The 22,389-nt window shown below is 70.0% G+C and carries 8 protein-coding genes; 6 read left to right on the top strand and 2 right to left on the bottom strand.

Annotated features, from left to right (window positions below; translation table 11 throughout):
* Window positions 1–18: 18 nt before the first annotated feature.
* The 6 genes from ACSVDM_RS00040 to ACSVDM_RS00015 all read left to right on the top strand — a co-directional run bounded on the left by ACSVDM_RS00040 (window position 19) and on the right by ACSVDM_RS00015 (window position 6,102).
* A complete protein-coding gene (locus ACSVDM_RS00040) occupies window positions 19–489 on the top strand; it encodes an acetyl-CoA carboxylase biotin carboxyl carrier protein (protein WP_439261786.1) in 471 nt (156 codons plus the stop codon).
* Entirely contained in the window at window positions 486–1,877 is a 1,392-nt protein-coding gene (accC, locus tag ACSVDM_RS00035; RefSeq protein ID WP_439261784.1) for an acetyl-CoA carboxylase biotin carboxylase subunit, read from the top strand. Before ACSVDM_RS00040 ends, accC begins: the two co-directional genes overlap by 4 nt.
* A complete protein-coding gene (locus ACSVDM_RS00030; RefSeq protein WP_439261782.1) occupies window positions 1,874–3,073 on the top strand; it encodes an FAD-dependent monooxygenase in 1,200 nt (399 codons plus the stop codon). Before accC ends, ACSVDM_RS00030 begins: the two co-directional genes overlap by 4 nt.
* A 79-nt stretch (window positions 3,074–3,152) precedes the next feature.
* Window positions 3,153–4,046, top strand: coding sequence for an ABC transporter ATP-binding protein (locus tag ACSVDM_RS00025; RefSeq protein WP_439261780.1), 894 nt, complete (start codon window positions 3,153–3,155; stop codon window positions 4,044–4,046).
* Window positions 4,043–4,882 (top strand): ABC transporter permease, encoded by an 840-nt coding sequence (locus tag ACSVDM_RS00020; protein WP_439261778.1) that lies wholly within the window; start codon window positions 4,043–4,045, stop codon window positions 4,880–4,882. The genes ACSVDM_RS00025 and ACSVDM_RS00020 overlap by 4 nt, the downstream gene beginning before the upstream one ends.
* Before the next feature lie 35 nt (window positions 4,883–4,917).
* Window positions 4,918–6,102, top strand: a complete 1,185-nt coding sequence (locus tag ACSVDM_RS00015) for a sensor histidine kinase (protein WP_439261776.1) — start codon at window positions 4,918–4,920, stop codon at window positions 6,100–6,102.
* 156 nt (window positions 6,103–6,258) lie between these two features.
* Here the strand turns inward: ACSVDM_RS00015 and ACSVDM_RS00010 are convergent, their stop codons facing one another.
* Window positions 6,259–7,605: a M16 family metallopeptidase gene (locus ACSVDM_RS00010; protein WP_439261774.1), complete on the bottom strand. Its 1,347-nt coding sequence runs from the start codon at window positions 7,603–7,605 to the stop codon at window positions 6,259–6,261.
* Between the two features lie 122 nt (window positions 7,606–7,727).
* Window positions 7,728–22,331: an amino acid adenylation domain-containing protein gene (locus ACSVDM_RS00005; RefSeq protein ID WP_439261772.1), complete on the bottom strand. Its 14,604-nt coding sequence runs from the start codon at window positions 22,329–22,331 to the stop codon at window positions 7,728–7,730.
* Between the last annotated feature and the right edge of the window lie 58 nt (window positions 22,332–22,389).

Raw genomic sequence — 22,389 nt, 5'->3', positions numbered from 1 at the left:
CACCTGGGAGACAAACCGATGACCACAGACAAATCGTTGAGCCACATGATCGATGAGGTACGGGGCCTGGTCGCCGACCTGAACCCCCGGCCGCGCCGGCTGCGCGTGCGGGCGGGCGAATTCGACCTGGAGATGGAATGGCCGGACGGTCCGGCGAGCGTGACCGCGGCGCCCGTCCCGGTCGTCACCGTCGAAGCGGTGAGCCCGGCGCCGGAATCCAGCGCCGTCGCGATCGAGTCGCCCCTGGTCGGGCACTTCTTCCGCAGCCCCGAGCCCGGAGCCGACCCGTTCGTCTCCCCCGGCGACTTCGTGGCGGAGGGTCAGGTGGTCGCGATCGTCGAGGCGATGAAGCTGATGAACCGCATCACCGCGCCCGGTCCGGGACGGGTGGTGCGGATCCTGCCCGACGACGGTGATGTCGTCGAGTACGGCCAGCAGCTGATCCTGCTCGAGCCCGACGAATCCGCGCCGATGGAGATCGCGTCATGAACCCGGTGACCGATCCCGAACGGCCGATCAAGACCGTTCTGGTCGCCAACCGGGGTGAGATCGCGCTGCGCGTGGTGCGGGCCTGCCGGGAACTCGGGTTGCGCAGCGTGGTGGTGTATTCGACCGCCGACACCGATTCGATCGCCATGCAACTGGCCGACGACGCGGTCTGCATCGGGCCGCCTGAGCCGGGTCGCAGCTACCTCAATATCCCGAATGTCATCGGCGCGGCCCTGCGCACCGGTGCCGACGCGGTCCACCCCGGCTACGGATTCCTCTCGGAGAACGCCGATTTCGCGTCGGTGTGCGCCGAGGAGGGCCTGATCTTCGTCGGGCCGTCGCCGGAGACGATGACCGCGCTGGCCGACAAGGCGGTGACCCGTGCGCTGATGAGCGCGGCGGGGCTGCCCCTGCTGCCGGGGACGACGTCGGTACTGACCGGATCCGAGGAGGCCGAGCGGGTCGCCGAGGAGATCGGCTACCCGGTGATCCTCAAGGCGGCTGCCGGTGGTGGTGGCCGCGGTATGCGGGTGGTCCGCGAGCGCGCCGAGATCGAGGACGCCTTCCGCCGCACCCAGACCGAGGCCGCCCTCGCCTTCGGTGACGGCAGCCTCTACATCGAGCGCTACCTCGAGGGCGCCCGCCATATCGAGGTGCAGATCCTCGGCGACCGCCACGGCAATATCGTGCATCTCGGCGAACGGGACTGCTCGGTGCAGCGCCGTCATCAGAAGCTGCTCGAGGAATCACCGTCGCCCGCGCTCGACGACGCCACCCGGGCGGCGATCGGCGCCGCCGCCGTCGCGGGCGCCCGCTCGGTCGGGTACGAAGGGGCCGGGACGATGGAGTTCCTGCTCGACCGTGACGGTGGCTTCTGGTTCATGGAAATGAACGCGCGCCTGCAGGTGGAGCATCCGGTCACCGAAATGGTGTGCGGAATCGACCTGGTGGCCGAGCAACTGCGGATCGCCCAGGGGCAGCCTCTGAGCTTCGGGCAATCCGACGTCGTCGTGCGTGGGCACGCGATCGAATGCCGGATCAACGCCGAGGATCCGGCGCGCGATTTCGCACCGACGACCGGGCAGGTCACCCGCTATCGCCCGCCTGCCGGGCCCTGGGTGCGGGTCGACAGCCACCTCGAGCCGGGTGTGACGGTGTCGCCGTACTACGACGCGCTACTGGCGAAGGTCATCGTCTGGGCCGCGGATCGATCCGCCGCGATCGAACGCATGATCCGCGCTCTCGACGAGCTCGTACTGGAGGGCCACGGCCTCACCACCAGCGCGAGCTTCCACACCGACATCCTGTCGCGACCCGAATTCCGTTCCGGCGATTTCGATCTCGATCTCGTCGCCACCACCCAGCGCACCCGGTTGGAGCACCCATGAGTACAGCGAACGGTCGTGTGATCATTCTCGGCGGCGGGATCGGTGGTCTCAGCACAAGCATCGCGTTACGCCGGGTGGGGATCGACGCACCCCTGTTCGAGCAGGCGCCCGCGTTCGGCACCGTCGGCGCGTCGTTGCAGATCTGGGTGAAGGGCATGAAGGCCTTCGCCGAACTCGGTCTGGTCGAACAGATCCGGGCGCGCGGGGCCGATGTGCACCGCCAGCAGTTCTTCAACCAGGACGGCACCCCGCTCTATCACGCGCCGCTGGCCGCGATGGCGCAGCGCTACGACGCGCCGATGCCGGTGATGATCCGGCGCGCGGAGGTGATCGATACGCTCGCCGGCTCACCGGATCTCGGCCCGATCAACTTCGACCACAGGGCGATCGACATCACGCAGGACGATTCGGGTGTCACCGTGACATTCGACAACGGTCATCGGGAGCGGGCCGATCTGCTCGTCGCCGCCGACGGCATCAACTCGGCGACCCGGCAGCAGATCTTCCCCGAAGTCGAACTGCGCACCGCCAGTTACCGTTTGGTACACGCGGTGGCCGATCACGTACCGCCGTTCGGGCGCAATATGTTCACGCTGCTCTTCGGGCGGGGCAACCGCATCGCCATCAAGGACTGCGGCAACAACAATGTCTTCTGGGTGGCGGGGCTGGCCAGGCCGACCCTGGAACTCGACGCACCGGCGGGCACGGTCAAAGACGACCTGCTGCGCCGGTTCGAGGTGTTCCCCGCCGCGGTGCGCGACCTGATCGCGGCCACGCCGCCGGAGGTGATGCTGCACCACAATGTGCGCGCGCTGGGCCCGATGCCCGCGTGGAGTTCGGGCCGCATCGTCTTCCTCGGCGACGCGGCGCATGCGGTGACCCCCAATCTCGGCCGCGGCGCCAGCGAGGGCATCGTCGACGCGATCACCCTGGCGAATCATCTCGGCTCCATCGATGTCGGTGACAGCGCGGCGGTGGCGCGGGCGCTGTCGTCGTACGAAAAGGCGCGCAGACCGGAAGCGGAGGCATTGCAGAAGGCATCCTGGAAAATCGGCACGATTTCGTCCTGGGACGGGTTCGCGGCGACCAAGGTGCGCGATCTGATGATGAAGACGGTGGTCGGCAAAACGCAGGTGTCGAAAATGCACGCCGAATTCGAGGTCGCCGTGCCACGGCTCGGCCACCTGGTGGAATGACCGTCACTCCTGAGAGCTACCACCGGTGATCACTCTGCGGCGGGATGTGCCGGGACCAGCTGAAATCTAGGGTTGGATCATGATTGTGGTCACGGAGAATTTGACCAAGAGATACGACGACAAAGTCGCTGTCGACAAGGTCGGCCTCACCGTTCGGGCCGGGGAAATCTATGGTTTTCTCGGCCCGAACGGCGCGGGCAAAACTACGACACTGCGAATGCTGGTCGGCCTCATTGAACCGACCAGCGGAACCGCACGGATCCTCGGAAAAGCACCCGGTGATCCGGAGGCGCTGGCGCACATCGGGGTCCTGATCGAAAGTCCCGGCTTCTATCCGTATCTGTCCGGACGCGACAATCTGCGCGTCATGGCACGCTATCGGCGCATCCCGGATTCGGCCGTCGACGACGCACTGGCCCGCGTCGGCCTCGCCGGCCGGGGCGACGACCGATTCCGCACCTACTCGCAGGGCATGAAACAACGGCTCGGCGTCGGCTGCGCCCTGCTCGGCAACCCCGAACTGCTGATTCTCGACGAGCCGACCAACGGTTTCGACCCCGGTGGCATGGCCGAGATGCGTACCCTCATCACCGATCTCGCCTCCGACGGGCACACGATTCTGCTGTCGAGCCATCTGCTGGCCGAGGTGCAGGAAATCTGTGACCGGGTCGGGGTGATCAACGGCGGGAAACTGATCGCCGAATCGACCGTCGCCGAAATGCGTGGACGCAGCACCCTTTTCGTGCGGGCCCAACCGGTGCAGACCGCCGTCGACGCGATCCGGGTCGCCGTCGGCGATGCCACCCGGACCCAGACCGGCATCCGGGTCGAAGCGGGCCCCGACGCGGCACCGCTCATCGCCCGCGCGGTGCTCGACGCGGGCGCCGAACTACACGAATTGCGTTCGACGGAACGTTCCCTGGAAGAAGCGTACTTCGAGATGACCGCACCGGATGTGGAGAACGTCGCATGATCGACAGCATTCGCGCGGAAGTGCTTCGGCTGCGCCGCTGGCCCGTGTTGTGGAGCCTGCTCGCGGTCTGGCTGACGTTGAACCTCACTTTCATGTACCTGCTCAACTACCTCAGTTACAGCTCGGGCAGTGCCGCCGATGCCACCGAGGGGCAGCCGCGCGAGTACGTGCTCGCGCAGATGATGCCCACGGCCGTGCCGGAGGAATTCGTCGGCGGCACCGTCCTTTTCGGTGGCGCGCTGATGTTGATCCTCGGTGCCCTCGCTACCGGCAGCGGGTACGGCTGGGGCACCTGGAAGACGGTGTTCACCCAGGGACCGGGGCGCGTCACGGCCCTGCTGGGCACGGTGTTCGCGCTGCTCGCGGTGGCGGTCGTGGCCGTACTGGGGGCGTTCGTGCTCGATCTGGGTGTCGCGTGCGTCATCGCCTCGGCCGAATCCCAGCCGCTCGTGCTCCCCTCGGTGGGCCGGCTGCTGGCCGGAATCAGCAGTGGCATCGCGATTCTGACCATGTGGACGTTGCTCGGCGCGCTGATCGGTCTGCTGGCGCGCGGGCCGTCCCTCGCGGTCGGGCTCGGCCTGGTGTGGGTACTGGTGCTGGAGAACGTACTTCGCTTCTTCGGTGACATGCTCGGCAGTGCCGGTGCGGTGACGGACTACCTGCCCGGATCGGTGGCGGGTTCGCTCGCCGGTGATCTACGGACGCTGCAAGGCGAAGCGACGCCGGGCGTGCTCGACCTCCTCGACTGGCCACAAGCCGTTGTCGCGCTGGCGGTGTACCCGGTGATCTTTCTCGCCTGCGCGGTTGTCGTCGTCCGGCGCCGCGACCTGGTCTGACGGTATCCGCACCCGCGATCGACAAGGATGTGCGCATGGAGACAATCGCCGCCCGCGTGCTGGAGTCCTGGCCTCCGCGACTGGGCCGGTGGCAGCAGGTGTCGTTGAGCGTCGCGGCGGGCGTGGTGGGGTTCCTCGCCGTGCTTGCCACCATGGTGGCCGATACCGAGCTGGCGGTGGTTCAGGTCGTCGCGCTCGCGCTCGGCATCGGTACCGCTGTCTCGCTGGCCATGTGGGTTCCGGTGGCGGGGTGGGCGCTGGGCCTCGCGGCGCTGGCCGCCGCGTCCGTGCTCACCGGACCGCAGGCGGAGTTGTGGGTCGATCCGATGCTGACCAGCTATTTCATCGTTCTGGGTGTAGGGGCGGTGCGGGCGGGCGCCCGCGCCGCGGCGGTGGCCTGGGCGGCGACGGTGGTGACCGGGATCGGTCTGGCGCTGTGGTTGCGGCCCGCCGAATGGCTGGTCGGGATTCTCGGGGCGAGCGCGGTGTCGGGGCTGGTGCTCTCGACTGTGATCGCGGTGCGCACGGTCGGCGTCACCAGCACCAGCCTGCGCCGCGAACGCGACAGCACCGAGCGGCAACGCCAGCTCACCTCGCTATGGGAGGAACGCGCCCGCATCGCCCGTGAGCTGCACGATGTGGTCGCCCACCACATGACGGTGATCGCGATCCAGGCCGAGGCCGCCCAGCACAGCGACCGGAATCTCGCGCCCGCCACCAGCGCCCGGCTCGACACCATCCGCAACAGCGCGACGGTCGCTTTGTCCGAGATGCGCCACATCCTCGGAGTGCTGCGCAGCGGTGACGCCACCCTCCTGCCGCAGCCCACCCTGGGAGACCTCACCGAACTGGTGGAGACGGTGCGAGGGGGCGGTACGCACATCACGATGACGCTGACCGGTGATACGACGAAAGCGCCTGACGCCGTCGGCCTTTCGTCCTATCGGATCGTGCAGGAAGCACTGAGCAATGCGATCCGCCACGCACCGGGCGCACCGGTCGAGGTCACCGTTGTGGTGACCGAGAAGGAGATAGACATCCGTGTCGCCAATCCGTGTGCGACGGTGCCTGCCGCCGGTGCGGGCCACGGACTGCTCGGCATGCGCGAACGCGCGACGATGCTCGGCGGAACCTTCAGCGCAGGCGCGAGCGACGCGAAGTACGTTGTCGCCGCGTCACTTCCCTTGCACAACGGGCGTATCGACGCCGCGCACAATTAAGCCCGCCGACAACCGTCACCTCGACAGAAGCGACGCAGGCAAGAGACACCGATGCTGCCGGGCGCGCTCGCAGGCAGCCGGCCGGATCGCTCTGCGGGTGCGAGGTCATGCCGCGGCCGTAGTCGGACGCCAGCACACCCGAGGCGCGAGCCAGGATCAGTTCTCGACGAGTCTGCGAACCGAAGCGGGTAGATCGCGAGTCCGCTGGTAGGGGCCCGCGACGGCGGCGCCGTAGGGTCGGGCGAGCAGGGTGCGGGCGATGGCATTGACCTCGTCGGTGGTGACGGCGTCGATGCGGGCCAAGGTCGCGGAGACACTGCGGTGGTTGCCGTAGCTGAGTTCGCTGCGGCCGATGCGGTTCATCCGCGATGCGGAGTCCTCTAGTCCGAGCACCAGGCCACCGCGCAACGAGCCCTTGGCGCGGGCGCATTCGGCGTCGGTGATGCCCTCGGCGGCGACTTCGTCGAGCACCGAACGCGCCAAAGTGGCCACCTGGGCGAGGTTTTCGGGTTGGCAGCCGAGTGACACGGAGAACGCGCCGGTGTCGGCGAAGGTGTCGACGCTCGAGTACACCGAGTACGCCAGGCCGCGTTCCTCCCGGATGCGCTGGAACAGGCGCGAACTCAGTCCGCCGCCGATCACGGTGTTGAGCACCGACAGCGGCCAGCGCTGCTGCCCCTCGTGCCTGCCGAACGCGCGCACACCGAAGGTGAGGTGGGTCTGTTCGCTGTCACGGTTGATGCGCACGAGTCCCGGTGCGCCCTGGGCACGGAACTTGCCCTCACGACGGGGTGCCGGTTCGGCGGCGGGGTCGAGGTGCCGGCCGAAGGCGTGGCGGACCAGTTCGACGACCCGCTCGTGTTCGACATTGCCCGCCACCGCGACGACCATGCGTTCGGGGCGGTAACGGCGCTGGTGGAAGCCGCGCAACTGGGCGGCCTGCATGCCTTCGATGGATTCGACGGTGCCGATCACCGGACGCCCGATGGGGTGGTCACCGAACAGGGCGGTGAGGAAGCAGTCGGCGACGAGGTCCTCGGGATCGTCGTCGCGCATGGCGATCTCCTCGAGCACCACTTGACGTTCCACATCGACGTCGACGGCCCGGCACAGCCCGTTGAGCACCACATCGGAGACGAGTTCGACCGCCAGCGGCAGGTCCTCGTCGATGACGTGGGCGTAGTAGCAGGTCTGTTCCTTGGCGGTGAAGGCGTTGAGTTCGCCGCCGACGGCGTCCATGGTCTGGGCGATGTCGAGCGCGGTGCGGGTGGGGGTCGCCTTGAACAGCAGGTGTTCGAGGAAGTGCGCCGCACCGGCCACGGTCGGACCTTCGTCGCGCGAGCCGACACCGACCCACACGCCGACCGAGGCCGAGCGCACGCCGGGCACGTGTTCGGTGACTACGCGCAGCCCGCCGGGCAGCACGGTCCGCCGCACTCCACCATCGGTGGTCACGTCCTGGGCGGTGCCGGTTCCGGGTTCACTCAACTGTCGCTCGGTCACCCGATCCCACCGGACGGCTGTACTGGCATGCTTTTCTCGACCTCTCGAAAACGGGGGCTGGCGACGTGCGCGGATGCCTGCCGCGGGAGCAGGCTGCAGGCACGACGGCCGGCTCAGCGATTCTATGCGCCGCCTGCCCCCGCCCGCGCATCGACCCTCGTCGTCGCCCGTGGCCGCGGCGCCGGTTCACCACGGCCGGGTGCGTCGAGGACCTGCGCGATGCGGGCGAGCGCGTGCTCGTTCGCCATCGCCCAGTGGGTGGCCTCGATGCGGTGACAGATCACGGCGCCGTCGACCACCGGCGCCCAGGTAGCGGCTCCGTGTGTGCCGGTCGGGTCGTCGACGGTGGCCGCGAAGTAGACGAGGTCACCGTCGAAGCGGCGTGGACGGTAGTCGTCGACCATGCTCATCGAGGCCTGTGCGGCGTCGATGATGCGGGCGATGCGGGCGCGGTCGAGTCCGGCGAGCGGCCCGCCGAGGTTCGCGGCGGCCGCGGTGAGTCCGTCGATGCCGAAGTCGAGGTCCTCGCCCGCCAGGCCGCCGAGCAGGTCGCCGACCGTCGGTGCCGGGGTCTGCTCGGGTCCGTCGCCGAGCCAGCTGTCCATCATGGCCAGTCGCGCGACCTGTTCGCCCTCGGCCCGCAGGCCGGTGGCCACCGCGTGCGCGAGCAAGCCGCCGAGCGACCAGCCGAGCAGGTGGTACGGCCCTTCGGGCTGCACCGACCGGATGGCGTCGATGTAGCGCCGCGCCCAGGCGTCGATGCTGCCGGGCAGCGGTTCGTCGGCGGTCAGCGCGGGTGATTGCAGACCGTAGATGGGGCGTTGGGAATCGAGGTGGCGGGTCAGGCCGGCGAACGACCAGGACAGGCCGCCGACGGGGTGGATGCAGAACAGCGGTACCCCGGTGCCGCCGGTGCGCAGCGGCAGCAGGACGGCGAAGGCGTCGCCCTGCGCGTCGTCGCCGCGCAAGCGTTCGACGACGACGGCCGGGGTCGGGTCGGTGAAGAACCAGGCCACCGGCACCGGGGTGCCCAGGGTTTCGCTCAGTCGCGAGGCCAGCTGGACCGCGGTGAGGGAGTTGCCGCCGAGGTCGAAGAAGTTGTCGTCCATGCCGATTCGGTCCAGGTCGAGGACCCTGGCGAATTCGGCGGCGACCCGCTGTTCGGTCTCGGTGACGGGTGCCCGATAGGTGGCCTGGCGCAGGCTCGGGACAGGGAGGGCGCCGCGATCGAGCTTGCCCGAGGTGTTCACCGGGAACTCGTCGAGTTCGACGATCACCGACGGCACGAGGTAACCGGGCAGTTCGTCGGCCAGCACCGATCGGAGCGCCGCTGTGTCGAGCACCGAGACGCTCTGGGCGACAACAGCTCCGGGAGTGGTGACATCCGCGGACGAGCCGACGGAGCTTCGCCCCCGTGCGGGAACGACGTACCCGACGAGCCGGTCGGCGCCCGTACCCGGCACCACGGCGGCCGCGGCCTGCGCGACACCCGGTTGCCGTGCCAACACGGCTTCGACCTCGCCGAGTTCGATGCGCTGACCGTTGAGCTTCACCTGTAGGTCGGAGCGGCCGACGTATTCCAGTGCGGCCCTTTCGCCGCGCAAGCGAACGAGGTCACCGGTGCGGTACATGCGGGAGCCCGCCGCTGCGAACGGATCGGGGACGAACCGTTCGGCCGTCAGCGCGCCTGCCCCCACGTAGCCATGGGCAAGTTGGGCGCCGCCGACGTACAGCTCGCCGACCACCCCCGGCGGCACGGGACGCAGTCGGGCGTCGAGCACGTACAGTCCGGTGTTCCACACCGGTGTGCCGATCGGCACCGTGACGGTGTCGTCGTCGGTGACGACGTGGGTGCTCACCTGCACGGCGGTCTCGGTGGGTCCGTAGAGGTTCACGACCTCGGCCCCGGTCACCACCCGCACCTGCTGGGCGAGCGCGGCGGGCAGCGCTTCACCACCGGCGAAGATCCGCCGCAGCGAGACCACCTCTGCCCCGCCGTCGATGTGTGCGAGGTAGGCCGCCAACAGGGTCGGCGCGAATTGCGCTGTGTCGATGCGGTGTTCGGTGATGAGGGCGGCCAGGTAGGCCGGGTCGCCGTGGCCGCCGGGGCGGGCGATGACGGTGCGGGCGCCGACGCGGGGACCGAGGAACAGTTCCCAGATCGAGGCGTCGAAGGTGGTCGGCGTCTTGTGCAGCACCGTGTCCTCGGCGGTGAAGCCGAATTCCTGTGCCATCCAGTCGAGTTGGTTGACGATCGCCCGGTGCGGCACGCCGACGCCCTTGGGCAGACCGGTGGATCCTGAGGTGAAGATCACGTACGCGGTGTGTTCGGGGCGCAGCGGGTGGGTGCGTTCGGCGTCGTCGACGGGGAGCCCGGAGAGTTCTGCCGTCTCGATCTCGTCGAGCACGACCACGTCGATTCCCCGGCCCACCGAGGTCGGCAGGTCGGCCAGGTCGCCCGAGGTGGTGAGAATGCAGGCGGGACGGGCGATGTCGAGGACGCGGGCGATGCGTTCGGCCGGATGGTCGGGGTCGATCGGCACATAGGTGCCACCGGCGACGATCACCGCGTACAGCCCGACCAGCAGTTCCGTCGAGCGGCGGGCCGCCACCGCCACGGCGGTGTCGGGGCCGACGCCGAGCGTGAGCAGGTACCGGGCGAGCCGGTTCACCCGGTCCGCGAATTCGCCATAGGTGAGGGTGGTCGTGTCGTCGACGAGCGCGATGGCCGCGGGGGTCGCGGCGACCTGCCGGTAGAAGCCGTCGACCAATGTCTCCGGTGCGAGCGGATGGTCGGTGTCGCACCAGTTTTCGAGCATTCGGTGGTCGGCGTCGGTGAGCAGGTCGACATCACCGACGGCGATGTCCGGGTCGGCGGTGACAGCGTCGAGTATCCGCACGTACGCCTCGGCCATCCGGTGTGCGGTGGTGGCGTCGAACAGGTCGGTGGCGTAGGTGAGTTGCACCGCGCAGTGGCTGTCGTCGGTGCCCGACAGGACGAGATCGAGGTCGAACTTGGCGACCGCGGCGTCGGCGTCGAGGGTGGTGACGGTGAGATCCGGCAGCACTACCTCGGTGGGTGTGGCGCCCAGGTTCTGGAAGGCGAGCATCACCTGGAACAGCGGGCTGTGTCCGGCCGAACGAACCGGGTCGAGTACGTCGACCAGGCGTTCGAAGGGCACATCGGCATTGTCGAACGCGTCGAGGTCGACCCGCCTGGCGTCCTTGAGCAGCGCGGTGAAGGAGGCGGCCGGGTCGACACCGGTGCGCAGGACGAGGGTGTTGACGAACATGCCGACCAGGTCGTCGAGCGCGGCGGCACCGCGTCCGGCGACGGGGGTGCCGATGGCGATGTCGGCCGACCCGCTGAGCCGGGCCAGCAGTACGGCCAGTGCCGCGTGCGCGACCATGAACTCACTCGCGTCCGCCCGCCGCGCCACTGTTGCGACACGCTGCCAGACTTCTTCCGGCACAACCATTTCCAGGCTGGCGCCGCGCTGGGAGGCGACAGCGGGGCGGGGCCGGTCGGTGGGCAGTTCGAGCAGCGGTGCGAGCCCGTCGAGTTCGGTGCGCCAGAACCGCACCTGACGGGCGGCCAGGGATTCGGGGTCGTGCTCGTCGCCGAGCACGGAGCGCTGCCACAGGGTGTAGTCGGCGTATTGGATCGCCAGCGGTGCCCAGTCCGGCGCGGCGCCCGCACGACGTGCCAGGTAGGCGGCGGTGGTGTCGCGCAGCAGCGGTCCGGCGGAGAAGCCGTCGGCGCTGATGTGGTGGATCACCACGACCAGCACCACTTCGTCGGCGGCGCACCGCAGTACGCGCACCCGCACGGGCGGGGCGACGGTGACGTCGAATCCCCTGCCGATCTCGGCGGCCACGATCGAGGGCACCGCGATCGGATCGACGGTTTCGACCACCGGGGCTGGGACGAACTCCCACACCGCCTGGTGGCCGATGCCGTCGACGGCCGGGTAGGCGGTGCGCAGCACTTCGTGCCGCTCGAGCACATCGGTGACGGCGGCGGCCAGGGCGTCGGCGTCGACATTGCCGGTGAGCCGCACCGCGATCGGGATGTTGTAGGCGGCCGATTCCGGGTCGAGGCGGTTGAGCAGCCACATGCGCTGCTGTGCTGCCGACAGCGGAATCCGTTGCGGGCGTGGGCCCGCAACCAGTGCGGTGCCCGCGCCGCTGCCCGCGTGGCCGGCGAGCAGCTCGGCCAGTGCGGCGACGGTGGTCGCCTCGAACAGGGTGCGCACCGGCACCCTGGTGGACAGTGCCGCGCCGAGGCGCGCGGCGACGCGGGTGGCGATGAGCGAGTTGCCGCCGAGTTCGAAGAAGTCGTCGTCCAGACCCACCTGCTCGCGGCCGAGCACTTCGGCGAACACCTGGGCCACGGCCCGCTGCGCCGGGGTGATCGGAGCACGGAACGGGCGGGCCACGAACTCCGGTGTCGGCAGGGCGGTCCGGTCGAGCTTGCCGGAAGTATTGAGCGGGAAGGTATCCAGCACCACGACGACCGACGGAACCATGTACGACGGCAGGGCACCGCCGACGGCTGTGCGCAGGGACGCCGGGTCCAGCTCGGCGCCCGGCTGCGGCACCGCGTAACCGACGAGGCGGTCGCCCGTCGGGCTCGGCGACACGACAGCCGCGGCCTGACGCACGCCGGGCACGGCCCGCAGCGCCGCTTCGATGTCACCGAGTTCGATGCGCTGACCGCGGAACTTCACCTGGAAGTCGCGCCGGTCGAGGTAGACGAGCACACCGTCGCGGGTCCAGCGCACGAGGTCGCCGGTGCGGTACATGCGCTCGCCGGGCGCGGTGAACGGGTCGGCGACGAACCGGTCGGCGGTCAGGTCCGGGCGGCCGAGGTAGCCGCGGGCGAGCTGGTCGCCCGCGAGGTACAGCTCGCCCGCCACACCCGGCGCGACGGGGCGCAGCCGGTCGTCGAGCACGTAGACGCGGGTGTTCCATTCGGGCACCCCGATCGGCACGGTCGGGCCGGTCGCGTCGTCGGCGGGCCAGGCGGTCACCGAAACGGCCGCTTCGGTCGGTCCGTACAGGTTGTGCAGTGCCGCATCGGATTTCGCCCGGAAGGCGGCGACCGTATCCGGGGTGAGCGCCTCGCCGATGGCGAGCACCAGGCGCAAGCTGCTGAGCTGCTCGGCTTCCGCGTGCGCGGCGAACATACTCAGCATCGACGGCACGAAGTCCGCCACCGTGATGCGCTGCCGCGCGACCAGTTCCGCGAGATACAGCGGGTCACGCTGCCCGTCGGGCGCGGCCAGCACGAGCGTTGCCCCCGCCGCGAGCGGCGCGAAGTACCCCCACACCGACAGATCGAAGGTCGCGGCCGACTTCTGCAGGTACACATCCCTTGCCCCGAGCCGGTACTGCTCGATCATCCACGCCACCTGATTGCGCACGCCGGCATGACTCATCGCCACACCCTTGGGCCGTCCGGTCGAGCCGGAGGTGAACAGGACATAAGCCAGGTTCGAATCCCGCAGCGGTGCACGTAGTTCCGCGTCACCGACGGTGTGTGCCGGGTAACGATCCAGGTCGAGTCGGTCGATGCGAACGACGGGAATCCCCGCCGCACCTGCCGACGATGCGGCGTGGCCGTCGATCGAGGAACCACCTTTCGCTTCCCCCGAGGGACTGGAGGGACCCGGCACTACGTCCGAGCGGTCGGCACCGGGCATGGCGCCGATGTCGAAGCGGTCGCGGCTGGTCGTGAGGACCATCTGGGGGCGGGCGGTGGTGAGGATCTGGGTGATGCGGTCCGCGGGGTGGTCGGGGTCGATCGGGACGTAGGCGGCGCCTGCGGTGAGGACCGCGTACATGGCGACGACCAGGTCGACCGAGCGGCGCATGGCCAGGGCGACCAAGGTGTCGGGGCCGACGCCGTCGATGACGAGGTGGCGGGCCAGGCGGTTGACCCGGGCGTCGAGCTCGCCGTAGGTGAGGTGTTCGCCCTCGAAGATCAGGGCCGTCGCGTCGGGGCGCGCGGCGACCTGGCGACGGTAGCGGGCGAGAAGGGTTGCCGTGCGGTCGATCTCGTGGTCGGTGTCGTTCCAGTGGTCGAGGATGCGGGTGCGCTCCTCGGCATCGAGCACGTCGATGGCGTCCACGGGAGTCTGCGGTGCCGCGGCGACGGCGGTGAGCAGCCGTTCCAGGTGGGTGACGACTGTGGCGGCGGTCTCGGCATCGAACACGTCGGTGGCGTAGGTGAGTACGCCCGAAACGCCGGCTGCGGCACCGTCGTTCGTGTAGTCGTCGCTGACGATCAGGTGCAGATCGAACTGCGACAACTCCCCGTCGGTGTCCAGACCCGACACGGTGATGCCGGGCAGTTCGAGTTCGGCGCGTTCGAAGTTCTGGAAGGAGAAGCCCACCTGGAACAGGGGGTGCCGGGCGGTGGAGCGCGCCGGGTCGAGCACCTCCACGAGCCGTTCGAACGGCACATCGGCATTGGCGAACACCGCGAGGTCGGTGGCGCGCTGCCGGATCAGCAACTGGCGGAACGATTCTCCCGACCGCAGCCGGGTGCGGAACACCAGTGTGTTCACGAACATGCCGACGAGATCTTCGAGCGCGGCCTCACCGCGTCCGGCGACCGGGGTACCGACGGTCACGTCGGTGCTGTTCGACAGCCGTCCGAGCAGGGCGGCGAAGGCGGTGTGCACCACCATGAACAGCGTGGCACCGCACTCGCGAGCCAGCTCGGTGAGCCCGGCGTGGGTGGCGGCGTCGAGAGTGACCGGCACGGTGCCGCCGGCCAGTGTTCGCACGGCCGGGCGTGGCCGGTCGAGGGGCAGCGCGAGTTCGTCGGGCACACCGGCGAGTTCGGTGCGCCAGAAGTCGAGCTGGCGGGCGGCCACCGAGGCGGGGTCGGTCTCGTCGCCGAGCACCGCCCGCTGCCACAGCGCGTAGTCCGCGTACTGCACCGGCAGTGGCGCCCACGCGGGGGCGGTGCCGTCGCGGCGGGCGAGGTAGGCGGTCATCAGGTCGCGCACCAGCGGTGGCACCGACGACCCGTCGGCGCTGATGTGGTGCACGACCAGGGCCAGCACGGCGTCGTCGGCGTCGAGGCGGTACAGCACGACCCGCCACGGGACCCCGGCGGTCACGTCGAAGGTGGTCGCGGCCAGCTTCGTCACCGCACCGGCCACCTCGTCCGGGGTGATGTCGCGGATCTCCAGCGCGACACCGGCCTCGGCTGCCGACACGATGCGCTGCACCGGACCGTCGGCGGTCTCCGGGTAGTAGGTGCGCAGCACTTCGTGCCGGTCGACCAGGTCGTCGACGGCGGCCGCGAGCGCGTCGGTGTCGAGTACGCCGCGCAGCCGGACAGCGATGGGCACGTTGTAGCCCACCGAGTCCGGGTCGAACCGGTTGAGGAACCACATGCGCTGCTGAGCAGGCGAGAGCGGAACCACGGGGGGCCGCTCCCTCGCCGTCAGCGCGAGCCGGGCCGGGCCCGCCTCGGTATCGAGCGCGGTGGCCAGCGCGGCCACGACCGGCGCCTCGAAAATGCGGGCCACCGGCACCTGCCGGTCCAGCGCTGCCCCGAGCCGGGCCGCGACCCGGGTGGCGATCAGTGAGTTGCCACCGAGATCGAAGAAGTCGTCGTCGGCACCGACCTCGTCGATCCCGAGTACCTCCCCGACGATCCCGGCCACCAACACCTCCGTCGCCGTCGCGGGAGCACGGAACTCGCGCGCGGTCAGCTCGGGGGCGGGCAGCGCCCGGCGATCGAGCTTGCCCGAGGCGTTCACCGGCAGTGACTCGAGGATCACGAACGCGCTCGGCACCATATAGGCCGGAAGCGACTCCCGCAGCCCGGCTTTCACGCCCGCGAGGTCGATATCGGGAGCGAGGTCGCCGCCGGCCGACTCGTTCCCGGACGAACCGGCAGGGCGCGAACCAACCTGCGCACCCACCCCTGCCGGCGAAGTTCCGGCACGGGTCGCAGCGCTCTCACCACTCGCGTCCCCCGACATATCCGCACCGGCGTAGGCGAGGCCGGCCCGAGGCGTCCGTCCGGGCGGCTCCTGGCCGCGCGCTGCAGCCGAGGCCGTCGAGTGCTGTCCGCGCGACGGGACCAGGTAGGCGGTGAGGTAGGGGCCGGTGCCGTCGTCGCGGACGGTCACCACGGCGCGGTCGACCGTGTCGATGGCGCCGAGCACGGACTCGATCTCGCCGAGTTCGATGCGCAGGCCGCGCAGCTTGACCTGGAAGTCGGTGCGGCCCAGGTATTCCAGTTCACCGTTGCGGGTGCGTACGACGAGGTCGCCGGTGCGGTACATGCGTTCGCCGGGCGCGCCGTAGGGGTTGGCGACGAAGCGGTCGGCCGACAGGTCCGGGCGGCCGAGGTAGCCACGGGCCAGCTGCACACCGGCGAGGTAGAGCTCGCCCGGTGTGCCGACGGGCACGGGGCGCAGGCGGGCGTCGAGGACGTGCAGGGCGGTGTTGGCGACAGGCGCCCCGATCGGCACGGTCACGGTGTCGGCGTCGGTGACCTCGTGGAAGGTGACGTCGACGGCGGCCTCGGTCGGGCCGTACAGATTGTGCACGGCCACACCGGGAATCAGCGCGCGCAGGCGCTGCGCATCGGCGGCGGGCAGTGCCTCACCGGAGGCGAAGACCTGACGCAGCGACGCACAGTCGGCGGAGTGGGGTTCGGCGAGGAACGCGGCGAGCATGGACGGAACGAAGTGCGCCACACCCACTCCGGTGCGGGTGATGACCTCGGCCAGGTAGGCGGGGTCACGGTGCCCGTCGGGGCGGGCGATCACCAGGGTGGCGCCGATCTGCAAGGGCCAGAACAGTTCCCACACCGACACGTCGAAGGTGATCGGCGTCTTCTGCAACACGGTGTCGGCCGGTGTGAGCCCGTAGGTGTCCTGCATCCAGACCAGGCGGTTGACGATGGCGGTGTGGCTCACCGCCACACCCTTCGGCTTCCCGGTCGATCCGGACGTGAACAGCACGTATGCCAGGTCGGCGCCGCGCAACGGACGGAGACGCTCGGCATCGGTCACCGGGTGGGCGTCGAAACCGCCGAGGTCGAGTTCGCCGGGATCGATGGTGCGCGTACCGGTTTCGGGGAAGCCGGATGCGGCGAGGACGCAGACCGGTGCCGCGGTGGCGAGCACATCGGTGATCCGGTCGGCGGGGTGGTCGGGGTCGAGCGGCAGGTACGCCGCACCCGCCGCCTGCACCGCGTAGAGCGCGACGAGCAGATCGATTCCGCGCCGCAGCCCGACACCCACGATGGCGCCGGGTCCCACCCGCTCCGCGATCAGCCGGCGCGCGAGACGAGCCACACGAGCAGCGAACTCGCCGTAGGTGATTCGCTGCCCCTCGAATTCGAGGGCGATGGCATCCGGGGTGCGAAGGGCCTGTTCGGCGAACAGCGATACGAGCGTGGCGTCGGTGTCCAGAGGTGCGTGGGTGAAGTTCCAGGCCGCGAGCTGGGCCCGGTCGGTGTCGTCGAGCAGGTCGATCTCACCGATGATCGCCGTGTCGTCCGCGACCACGGCGCGCAGCACCCGGACGAACCGCGCGCCGAAGGCGGCGACGGTCTCGGCGTCGAAAAGGTCGGTGGCGTACCGCAGCCATCCACGCATCCCCGGTTCACCACTCGCACCGGCGATTTCGTTGACGGCGAGCGACAGGTCGAACTGTGTGGTCGCCGCGGGCAGCGCGAATTCGTCGATCCGCAAACCGGGCAGTTCGACGGTGGTGTCGTCGCGGTGCTCGAACGCGAGCATCACCTGCACGATCGGCGCGTACGAGGTGGAGCGCACCGGGTTCAGTTCGTCGACGAGCCGTTCGAACGGCAGGTCCGCGTGCGCGAAAGCGCGCAGATCTGCCTCGCGCACGGTGGCGAGCAGGTCGGCGAACGCCGCCCCCGCGTCCACCGGGGTACGCAGGACCAGGGTGTTGACGAACATGCCGACGAGATCGTCGAGCGCCGCATCGGCTCGTCCCGCGACCGGAGTGCCGATGGCGATATCGCCGCCCGCACCGTGCCGGGCCAGCAGCACCGCGAACGCCGCGTGCACCACCATGAACGTAGACGTCCCGTGCCTGCGGGCCAGCGCATCGATCCCGGCGACGACCTCGGTGGGCACATCGAACCCGACGGCGGCACCCTCCCCCGCGCGCACAGCGGGACGCGGCCGATCCGTCGCCAACTCCAGAGCCGGTGCCAGCCCGGCCAATTCATCACGCCAGTGCGCCAGCTGCCGTGCCAGGCGCGACTGCGGATCCTCGGCTTCACCGAGGACTTCACGCTGCCACAGCGTGAAGTCCGGGTACTGCACCGGCAACGGCTCCCACTGCGGCGCGACCCCCGCCGTCCGCGCGGCATACGCGGCGATGAGATCCCGCGCCAACGGCGTGATGGACACACCGTCAGCGGCGATGTGGTGCACGGCCAGCACGAAGACATGCTCACGGTCCCGCGCGGAACCGTCTGTCGAAAGCGGCGACGCCGCGATCGGGCGCAGGAGCGCCGCGCGCAGGGGCGGCTGGGTGGTGAGGTCGAAGCCTGCGCCGACGACGGCGCGGACCGCGGTAGTCAGGGCCGACTCGGGGACCTCTTCGAGTACCGCGTCGGGTAGGGCCTGGTCGACCGGAAGGACAACCTGGGTGGGGCCGTCCGCGTCTTCGGGGAAGACGGTGCGCAGGGCCTCGTGGCGGGCGAGGACATCGGCGAGGGCGGCCCACAGGGCGGCGATGTCGAGGTCACCGGTGAGGCGTAGGGCGATGGGCAGGATGTAGACGGCCGAGTCGGGGTCGATGCGGTTCAGGAGCCAGAGGCGAGTTTGAGCCAGCGACAACGGGATACGGTCGGGGCGCGGGTGTACCGCGGCCAGCGGCGGCAGCTGTTCGCCGGCAGTGGCGCGTTCGGCCAGCCGGGCTACGGTCGGTGCTTCGAACACGTCGCGCACGTCGAGGGCGCTGCCGAGCGCCGCGTTGGCGCGGGCGACCAGCCGCATGGCCAGCAGCGAGTTGCCGCCGACGGCGAAGAAGTCGTCGTCGGCACCGATGCGGGCCACGCCGAGCAGGTCGGCGATCACCTCGGCGAGCGTGGTCTGGGCGCCGGGACGTGGCGCCACGTAGGCGGTGGTGACCGACAGATCGGCAGCGGGCAGCGCGGCACGGTCGAGCTTGCCCGCCGAGTTCAGCGGCACCGCGTCCAGCACGACGAAATGCGTGGGAACCATGTAGGCGGGCACCCGGCTCGCCACATGACCGCGCACATTCGCGGCGTCGACCGCACCGGCCACATAACCGACCAGGCACTGGCGGCCCGCGTCGTCGGTGGCGGGCAGGACCGTCGCGTGGGTGACGCCGGGTGCGTCGCCGAGAGCGGCCTCGATCTCACCCAGCTCGATCCGCAGGCCTCGGATCTTCACCTGGAAGTCGTTGCGACCCAAATAGATCAGGGCACCGTTGCGATCGCGGCGGACCAGGTCGCCGGTGCGGTACATGCGGGTACCGTTCGCGCCGAACGGGTCGGCGACGAAACGGTCGGCGGTCAGGTCCGGCCGCCCCAGATAGCCACGGGCCAGCTGGGCACCCGCCAGGTACAGCTCACCCGTCACACCGGTGGGCACCGGGTGCAGCCGCTCGTCGAGGACGTAGGCGCGCACATTCCAGGTGGGCCTGCCGATGGGCATTTCGGTCTGTTCGACCGGTGCCGTGATCTGCTGGAAGGTACTCGTGATCGCCACCTCGGTCGGCCCGTAGGTGTTGTGCAGCTCGACCGGGAGCGTGGCCAGCACCGTCGCCGCGAGCGGGGCGGGCAGTTCCTCACCACCCACATGCAGCATCCGCAGGCCGCGCAGGGCATCGCCCAGCCCTTCGGCGAGCATCGCCGACAGCACCGACGGCACCAGTTCGACCACGGTGACACGCTGTTCGCGCAGTACCCGCGCCTGATAGGCGAGGTCGAGGTGACCGCCGGGGCGCAGCAGCACCAGGGTGGCGCCGAGCAACGCCGGGGCCAGCAGCTCCCACAGCGACACATCGAAGGTCAGCGGGGCGCGCTGCAGCAGGCGATCCTCGGCGGTCAAGGCGTATTCCCCTCGCAGCCAGCACAATTCGTTCACCACCGCCCGGTGGGTGATAAGCACGCCCTTGGGCAGGCCGGTGGAACCGGAGGTGAACAGGGCATACGCCGGATGGTCCGGCAGCAGCGGTGCGAGGCGTTCGGCATCGGTGACCGGGGTGCCCGGCACCGGGACCTTCGCGGGATCCTCGAGCTGGGCGACGGTGAGCACCGGGAAACCGGACCGCGAGGCGGCCGCGAAATGCACCGAGGCGGTGGCGGACCGGATGCCCGCGTCCACGTGATCGAGGTCGCTCGCCTCGACCACGACGACCAATCGTGGTGCCGCCGTGGCAAGTACATGCCCGATGCGGTCGGCGGGCTGGGCCGGATCGATCGGCACGTACACGCCACCCGCGGCGAGCACACCGTGCAGCACGACCAGCAGCTCGATCCCGCGCGGAACAGCGACGGCGACCGGGGTTTCCGGCCCGACACCGCACCCGATCAGTCTGCGCGCCAACCGATTGGCTCTGGCCGCGAGCACACCGTAGGTGATCTCGGTGCCCTCGAAAACGGCCGCGACCGCCTGCGGATCGCGCGCGGCCGCCGCATCGAGCAGGTGCGCGGCCAGCGGTGCGCCGATGCCGAGCTCGGTCAGCTCCTCGTCGAGCGGAACCACCTCGCCGTGCGGTCCCGCCACCAGTTCGGTGCGGGCGGGTTCGGCGAGCAGTTCCAGATCTCCGACAGGTGTCGCCGGAGCCCGCACGGCCGCGCGGAGCACGAGCTCGAGCATGGTGGCCATCGCCGCGACGGTCTCGGCGTCGAAAAGGTCCGTCGCATAGCGCAGTTCGAGATCGAGGCCGTCGGGCTCGCCGTAGGCGCCGAACCGGTCGACGAAGGTGAAGTCCAGGTCGACTTCGATCGGCGCGTCCGGCAGCTCGAGACCGGAGAGGGTGAGCCCGGGCAGTTCGAACGCGGCGCGCCGCTGATTCTGCAGGGCGAGCGACACCTGATACAGCGGCGAATAGCCCTGCGAGCGTGCGGGGTTCACCGCGTCGACGAGGGTTTCGAACGGGACGTCGGCGTTGTCGAAGGCATCGAGGTCACCGGTGCGGACCTGGTCGAGCAGGTCGGCGAATCCGGTTTCGCCGCGCACCTCGGCGCGCAGGACGAGCGTGTTGACGAACATGCCGACGATGTCGTCGAGTTCGCGATGACCACGCCCGGCCACCGGGGTGCCGACCACGATGTCGGACCCCGCCGACAGCCTGGCCAACAGCACCGCGAGGCCCGCGTGCAGCACCATGAACGTGGTCGCCCGGCGCGCCCGAGCCAATTGTTCGATCCCCCGGTGCAGGTGCGCGTCGAAGGCGGTGATGAAGGTGGCCCCGCGATTCGAGGCGATCAGCGGCCTGCGACGGTCCGTCGGCAGGGTGAGGACATCGGGCAGCGCGGCCAGGCGGTGCCGCCAGTAGCCGAGCTGGCGGGCCAGCGGTGCGTCCGGGTCGTCGACGCTGCCGAGCCCCTCGGTCTGCCACAGCGCGTAATCGGCGTAGTGCACGGTGAGCGGCGGCAGTTGCGGTGCGCTGCCAGTGGCGCGGGCGGCATAGGCGGCCACCAGGTCACGGGTGAGCGGACCCATCGACCAGCCGTCGGCGGCGATGTGGTGCACGACGAGCACCAGCACGTGCTCGGTCGGCGTCACCCGAAGCAGGGCGACGCGCACCGGCACCTCGGTGGTGATGTCGAAACCGCCCGACAGCACCTGCGCGACGGCGCCGGACACGTCGGTGGGCGCAACGTCGGTGACCGTGAGCTCGGGAACGAACGGTTCGCCCACGAGTTGCGTTGCCTGCCCGTCGAATTCGGGGTAGGTGGTGCGCAGGGTCTCGTGCCGGGCGACCAGGTCGCCCAGTGCGCCGCGTAGGGCGGCGACGTCGAGTTCGCCGCTGAGGTGGATGGCCACGGGGATGTGATAAGCGGCGGACCGCGGGTCGAAGCGGTGCAGGAACCACATCCGCTGCTGCGCGGGCGACAACGGAATCCGTTGCGGGCGTGTACCACCCACCGGTCCGCGCCTGCTCCCGGTGCCACGCAGAGTGTCCAGACGCTGCGCCAAGCCACTGACGGTGCTCGCCTCGAACAGTTCACGGACCGCGACACGCGCGTCGAGTGCGGCTCCGAGGCGTGCCGCCACCTGCGTGGCCAGCAGGGAGTTGCCGCCGAGCGCGAAGAAGTCGTCGTCGGCGCCGACCCGGTCCAGTTCGAGCACGCCGGCGAAAGTGGCGGCGACGACGCGTTCGGTCGTGGTCGCGGGCTCCCGGTAATCGGTGCGGCGCGCCTGTGGGGCAGGCAGTGCGCGGCGGTCCAGCTTGCCGGAGGTGGTGAGCGGCAGTTCGTCGAGGAACACGTAGGCGCCGGGCACCATGTAGGCGGGCAGGGTGGCGGTGACAGCGGCGTCGAGATCCGCCGGAGTGCAGGCGTCACGGTTGGGTGCGCCCGAGACTGTGCCACCGACACCGACATCGACACCGGCCTCGGTCGAGGCTGGTTGCGCACCGCCCGTCGGTACGGCGCCGCCCGCGGCCGAAGCCGATTGCGCACCACCTGCCGGTACGACACCGCCCGCGGCCGAAGCCGATTGCGCACCACCCAACGGGATGACACCGCCTGCGGCCGAAACCGATTGCGCACCACCCAACGGGATGACACCG

Origin of the sequence: Nocardia sp. JW2, from assembly GCF_051843015.1 — a bacterium.
Lineage (GTDB): Bacteria > Actinomycetota > Actinomycetes > Mycobacteriales > Mycobacteriaceae > Nocardia > Nocardia coubleae.
This window is presented reverse-complemented; position numbering and strand designations above follow the sequence as displayed.